Source organism: Paracoccus sp. (in: a-proteobacteria) (assembly GCF_030536915.1).
Taxonomy (GTDB): Bacteria; Pseudomonadota; Alphaproteobacteria; order Rhodobacterales; family Rhodobacteraceae; genus Paracoccus.
Window position 1 is genome coordinate 1 of the sequence record NZ_JAUNPC010000121.1, and the last position, 6,547, is coordinate 6,547.

Genomic DNA, 6,547 nt, shown 5'->3' on the forward strand with positions numbered 1-6,547 from the left:
CGTCAAGCTGGCGGGGCGGCATGACATGGGCCTCGTCGCGCAGCCGGGCGAGGATCGCGGTCAGTTCCGGCGGCAGCATGTCGCCCGCGTCAAGGGACAGCATCTGCCCCAGCTTCATCGCCGCGCCCCGCATCCGCGAAAGCTGCGCCGCCACCTTGCGGGCATTGGCGGGCGTCAGCAGCAGGTCGGGCAACTGCGGGCGCTCTCCCTTCGCCAGCCGGCGGGCGCCTTCGCCAAGGGCCCCGGCCGCGACGCCGCCGGCGATCCGGCCGAAGCCCGCAAGGCGGGCAAGCCGGGCCGAGGGAACCCGGCGGGAACGGTCGGTCATGGATGAAGCCCTTTGCGCAGGCGGTGCTGGCAGCAGATAGGCACGGGCGGGGGCCGGTGAAAGAACACCCCCGCGGTTTTCATGCGCGGGACCGTTCCGCCGGCGCTGGCCGGGGGCGGAAAAGGGACATGGCCTCGCGTCCCGCGTGACCGTGCGGGATATTCCTGGTCCCGCCGATGAAACCGAACCGCGACTTCCGGCTTGGACCTGAAGGCAACATGAGGGGCGGGACGATGGTGCGACGGCTTCTGGCGACCCTTGCGCTTCTGGTGGTGGCCTCGCCGGCCTTGTCCCAGCAGCCCGCGATGCCGCCTCCCGCCGTGGTGGCGGCCCCCGTCGCCGTCAAGCCGATTGCGGATGCCGAGGTCTTCAGCGGCACGGTCGAGGCGATCGACGCGGTGGACCTGATCGCCCGCGTGCAGGGTTTCCTTGAAGCCGTCGAATTCGACGCGGGGGATTTCGTGGACGAGGGCCAGACCCTGTTCCGCATCGAATCCGCCCCCTATGACGCCGCCGTCGCCGCGGCCGAGGCGCGGGTCGCCCAGACCCGGGCGCAACTGCTGAACGCCGAGCAGCAGCTTGCCCGGCAGGAGGTGCTGGTCCAGCGCAACGTCACCGCCCAGTCGCTGCTGGAGGACGCGCAGGCCACCGAGGCCGCTGCCCGCGCGGCCGTCGCCGTGGCCGAGGCCGACCTGCAGAGCGCCCGCATCCAGCAGGGCTACACCACCATCGCCGCCCCCTTCGCGGGCGAGATCAGCCGCGCCTTTTATTCGCAGGGCGCGCTGGTCGGGCCGACCAGCGGACCTTTGGCCTCGCTGGTCCAGACCGATCCGATCCGCGTGGTCTTTTCCATCTCGGACCGGCTGCTGATCGAGCTTCGCAGCCAGGAGGCCGAGGGGCGGCACCTGTCGGCGGGCGACCTCGCCTTCCGGGTGATCCTTGCCAATGGCGCGGCCTATCCGCTGGAAGGAAGGCCCGAATACGTGTCCAGTCAGACCGACCCGGCGACCGGCACGGTGCCGGTGCGGCTGGTGCTTGAAAACCCCGACCGCATCCTGATCCCCGGCCAGTTCGTCAGCGTCTCGGTCGGGCCGCGGACCCCGCCCGAGCTGCCGGTGGTGCCCCAGCTTGCCACCCTGCAGGACCGCGAGGGGCGCTATGTCTATGTCGTGAACGACGACGGCACGGTGTCGCAGCGCCGCATCCGCACCGCGGCGCAGGTCGGCACCGAGCTTGCGGTGACCGAGGGGCTGTCGGGGGGCGAGACCATCGTCCTGCAGGGCCTGCAGCGGCTGGCCGACGGGATGGCGGTGCAGGTCGCCCCGCAGCAGGCCCCGGACGGATCGGCGGTCGTGACCGGCACGGCCGCGGCCGCCACCACCAGCGCCGATGGGGCGAACTGATGTCGCGCTTCTTCATCGACCGGGTCCGCTTTGCCATCGTCCTGTCGCTGCTGATCTCGATCGTGGGGGCCATCGCCCTGGCGATCCTGCCGGTCCAGCAGTATCCGCAGATCACGCCCCCCACGGTCAATGTCGTCGCGGCCTATCCCGGCGCCGATGCCGTCACCATTTCCGAGGTCGTGGCCAGCCCCATCGAGACCGCCGTGAACGGCGTCGACGGCATGATCTACATGAGTTCGACCAGTTCGAACGCGGGGCTCTACATCCTGTCGATCACCTTCGCGGTGGGGACGGACGTTGATCTGGCGCAGGTGGACGTGCAGAACGCGGTGCAAAGCGCGATGCCGCAACTGCCGACGCCGGTGACGCAGCAGGGGGTGACGGTGAACGCCAGTTCCCCCGACTTCATCCTGGCCATCGCGCTTCTGTCCCCCGACGGCAGCGTGGACGAGCTTGAGATCGCCAACTACGCCTCGACCACGCTGCTGGACCCCATCGCGCGGGTGAACGGGGTGGGGGACACCTCGGTCGTGGGGGCGGCGGAATATTCGATGCGGGTCTGGATGGACCGCCCGCGCATGGACGCCCTGTCGATCCCGCCCGCCGAGGTGATGGCCGCGATCCGCGAGCAGAACATCCAGGCCTCGCTGGGGACCATCGGCGCGCCGCCCTCGCCGGGGGGCGTCGACCTGCAATACACCATCGTGGGCGAGGGCCAGTTGTCCGAGGTCCGCGAGTTCGAGAACATCATCATCCGCGAGGGCGCGAACGGCGCCATGATCCGCCTCGGCGACATCGCGCGGGTGGAACTGGGCGCGCAAAGCTATGCCGCGCAGGCCCGCGTCAGCGGGCTGGAAGCCGCGATGATCCAGGTGAATCAGTCGCCCGAGGCCAATGCGCTGGACACCCGCGACGCCGTCCTGGCCGAGATCGAGCGTCTGTCGGCGCAGTTCCCGCCGGGGCTGGAATACCAGGTGATCTACGACGCGACGCTGTTCGTCAGTTCCAGCGTCAACCTGATCCTGACGATCTTCGTGGAAGCCTTCATCATCGTCATGGTGATCGTCTTCCTGTTCCTGCAGGACTGGCGCGCGACGGTGGTCGCGGGCGTGGCGATCCCCGTCTCGCTGCTGGGGGCGATGGCGGCGCTGCTGGTGATGGGCTATTCGCTGAACACCATCTCGCTGCTGGCGCTGGTGCTGGCCATCGGGCTTGTGGTCGATGATGCCATCCTCGTCGTGGAAAACGTCCAGCACGTGCTGGAGGAAGACCCCAGCCTGTCCATGCGCGAGGCCGCGCGCCGGGCGATGGACCAGATCACCGCGCCGATCATCTCGACCACCTTCGTGCTGCTGGCGGTTGTGACCCCCACGGCCTTCCTGCCCGGCATCAGCGGCCAGCTTTACCGGCAGTTCGCGGTCACGGTCGGCTTCGGCCTTGCCATCTCGGCGCTGGTGGCGATCACGCTCAGCCCGGCGCTGGCGGCGGTGCTGATGCGCCCGCCGCGGCCGGGGGGCAGCCGCAGCCCCTTGCGTTACGTCGGCCGCTTCATCGACTGGGTGCGGGACGGCTATGGCCGCATCGTCGCCTTCCTGCTGCGGATCTGGATCGTGCCGCTGGGCATCCTCGCCGCCTGCTTCGCGGGGGCGGTCTGGCTGTTCACGACGCTGCCCGCGACCTTCCTGCCCGACGAGGACCAGGGCGCCTTCTTCGTCAACATCCAGTTGCCCGACGCCGCCTCGCTGTCGCGCACGCAGGAGGTGCTGGACGAGGTCAACGCCACGCTGGCCGAAACGCCCGGCATCGCCAACACCATCTCGGTGGCGGGCTTCAGCATCCTGCAGGGGACGGTGGTGCCGAACGGCGCCATGGTCGTGGCCTCGCTGATCCCCTGGGACGAACGGACCAGCGACGAGCTGCAGCTTTCCGCGCTGGTGGGGCAGCTCAATGCCCGGTTCGCGGCGATCCCCGGCGCGGTGATCGGGGTCTTCGCCCCGCCGCCGATCCCCGGCGTGGGCGCGGTCGGCGGCCTCGACCTGCGGCTGCAGGCATTGCAGGGCCAGTCGCCGCAGGAACTGGGCGAGGTGCTGCGGTCCTTCGTCAGCCAGGCCAACCAGGCGCCCGAGATCGGGGGGGTGACCTCGACCTACAGCGCCGCGGTCCCGCAGGTCTTCGTGGAAATCGACCGCACCCGCGCCGAGCGGCTGGGCCTCAGCGTCAGCGACATCTACAACGTGATCGGCACGCATTTCGGATCGGCCTATGTGAACGACTTCACCCTTGGCGGCCGGGTCTTCGACGTGAACCTGTCGGCGGACGCACCCTACCGGGATGCGGTGGACGACATCCTCGACCTGCGGGTGCTGAACGAGGACGGTCAGATGGTGCCGCTGCAGAACGTGGTCACGGTGCATGACGACCTCGGACCCTACACGGTGCAGCGGTATAACCTTTACCAGTCGGCGACGATCAACGGCCAGCCCGCGCCTGGTGTCAGCACCGGCGCCGCCATGGGCGCGGTCGAGCGTCTGGGGGCCGAGACCCTGCCCGCGGGCTTCTCGCTCGCCTGGTCGGGGCTGTCGCTGCAGCAGGCGGAAAGCAGCGGCAGCGAGGTGGTGGTGTTCGGGATCGCGCTGCTCTTCGCCTATCTCTTCCTTGTCGCGCTTTACGAAAGCTGGATGCTGCCGGTGTCCATCATCCTGTCGCTGGGGGCGGCGGCCTTTGGCGCGATGGTGGCGCTGTGGCTGGTGGGGCTGCCGACCAGCCTTTACGTCCAGATCGCGCTGGTCCTGCTGATCGGGCTTGCGGCCAAGAACGCCATCCTCGTGGTCGAGTTCGCCAAGGACCGCTCCGACGCCGGGATGACCCCGCGCGAGGCGGCGGTCAGCGGCTCGGTCGCGCGGTTCCGGGCGGTGCTGATGACCTCGCTGGCCTTCATCTTCGGCGTGTTGCCGCTGGCGCGCTCGGCGGGCGCGGGGGCGGGGTCGCAGAACTCGGTGGGCGTCACGATCATCGGCGGGATGATCGGGGTGACGCTGATCGGGATGTTCGTGATCCCGGCGCTGTTCTTCGTGATCCAGTCGATGCGCGAATGGTTCCACAACCGCACCCGCAAGCGGCGGGACCTGCCGGCGGAATAGCCGGGCCGGTCACGAAGCCATGCCGAGAAAAGCCGCCGTTCTTCTGGCCGTCCTGCTGGCGCTGCTGATCGGTCTGCACCTGGCATTCCGCCCGCCCCCGCTGGAAGGGCGGGCCGCCAGCGCGGCGGTGCAGGCTTCGGCGGAAACGCCTTCCGGCCGGCTGGCGCTGGCGGGACCCGAGGGCCTCAGCGGCGTCCTGCCGCTGATCGAGGGGCCGGAGGCCTTCGCCGCCCGCGTGGCCCTGATCCGGGGGGCGGCGCAGGCGCTGGATGTCCAATATTACATCTGGCAGCGCGACGCGACGGGCCTGATCCTGCTGGACGAACTGCGGCGCGCGGCCGAACGCGGGGTGCGCGTGCGGCTGCTCCTGGACGACAACGGCATCGCCGGGCTGGATGCCGACCTTGCGGCGCTGGACGCCTTGGCGGGCGTCGAGGTGCGGCTGTTCAACCCCTTCATCCTGCGCCGCCCCAAGGTCTTGGGCTATGCCTTCGACTTCGTGCGGCTGAACCGGCGGATGCACAACAAGTCGCTGACCGCCGACGGCGCCATCAGCATCCTCGGCGGCCGCAACATCGGCGACATCTACTTCGCCTTCGGCGAGGGCGTGCATTACATCGACACCGACGTGCTGGTGGCGGGGCCTGCGGCCCATGACGTGGGCGCGGATTTCGACCGCTACTGGGCCAGCGGCTCGGCCTATCCGGCCGAACTGATCCTGCCCCGGGCAGAGGGGGATGCGCTGGCGCGGCTGGTCGCGGATGCAGAAGCCGCCGCGCGCACGCCCGAGGGGCGGCTTTACGCCGAAAGGCTGGCGCGGTCGGACGTGCTGGCGGCGATCGGTGCAGGGCTGCAGGTCCTTGAATGGACAAGGGTGGCGCTGGTCAGCGACGACCCGGCCAAGGGGCTCGGGCAGGCGAGGGTGGACGACCTGCTGTTCCCGCAACTGATGGCGCTGCTGGCGCGGCCCGGAAGCTCGGTCGATCTGGTCTCGGCCTATTTCGTGCCGGGCCGCCGCTTCACCGAGGCGCTGGCCGGGCTTGCCCGGTCCGGCACCCGCGTCCGCATCCTGACCAATTCGCAGGCCGCGACCGACGTGATCCTGGTCCACGGCGCCTATGTGAAATACCGCCCCGACCTGCTGGCCGCGGGTGCCGAGCTTTACGAGCTGAAGCCCGGCTTCGCCGCCAACCCCGAAAAGGAGGACCGCGCCCCCATCGGCGGTTCGTCGCGCGCGAGCCTTCATTCCAAGATCATGGCCGTGGACGGGCGGGCGGTCTTCATCGGCTCGTTCAACTTCGACCCGCGGTCCTTCGAGCTGAACACCGAGATGGGCGTGCTGATCGACAGCCCGCGCCTGGCCGCCGGGCTTTCCGCCGCCTTCGCCACGACCTTCCGCGGGGCCAGCTACCGCCTGTCCCTGCAGGACAGGGCGCTGGCTTGGGAAGAAACCGCCGCGGGCGAGGCCCTGCGCCATGGGAAAGAGCCGGGCGCCCCCCCGTTTTCGCGGCTTCTGCTGGCGCTGGTGGGGCTGCTGCCGATCGAGTGGCTGCTTTGAGGTTGCCGGCCGGGATCGCCATGCGGGGTCGGCCGAGGGGAAGGTGCGCGGGACCTTCCTGCCACTGGTCTGCCCCCTGAAAAGTGGTCCTCCCTGAAGTAGGCTTTCGAGCCAGATG

3 protein-coding genes and 1 pseudogene are annotated in these 6,547 nt (G+C 69.8%); 3 read left to right on the top strand and 1 reads right to left on the bottom strand.

Going from position 1 to position 6,547, the window contains the following annotated elements; all coding sequences use genetic code 11:
* Positions 1–328: pseudogene (locus Q4F04_RS14165) on the bottom strand (AarF/ABC1/UbiB kinase family protein); the annotation flags it as partial.
* 233 nt (positions 329–561) lie between these two features.
* Here Q4F04_RS14165 and Q4F04_RS14170 point away from each other — a divergent pair.
* From Q4F04_RS14170 to Q4F04_RS14180, 3 genes are read left to right on the top strand one after another with little or no spacing between them, the layout of a single operon-like run.
* Positions 562–1,731, top strand: coding sequence for an efflux RND transporter periplasmic adaptor subunit (locus Q4F04_RS14170; RefSeq protein WP_303370452.1), 1,170 nt, complete (start codon positions 562–564; stop codon positions 1,729–1,731).
* Positions 1,731–4,871 (top strand): efflux RND transporter permease subunit, encoded by a 3,141-nt coding sequence (locus Q4F04_RS14175; RefSeq protein ID WP_303370453.1) that lies wholly within the window; start codon positions 1,731–1,733, stop codon positions 4,869–4,871. Before Q4F04_RS14170 ends, Q4F04_RS14175 begins: the two co-directional genes overlap by 1 nt.
* Before the next feature lie 19 nt (positions 4,872–4,890).
* A complete protein-coding gene (locus tag Q4F04_RS14180; RefSeq protein WP_303370454.1) occupies positions 4,891–6,429 on the top strand; it encodes a phosphatidylserine/phosphatidylglycerophosphate/cardiolipin synthase family protein in 1,539 nt (512 codons plus the stop codon).
* Positions 6,430–6,547: the final 118 nt, after the last annotated feature.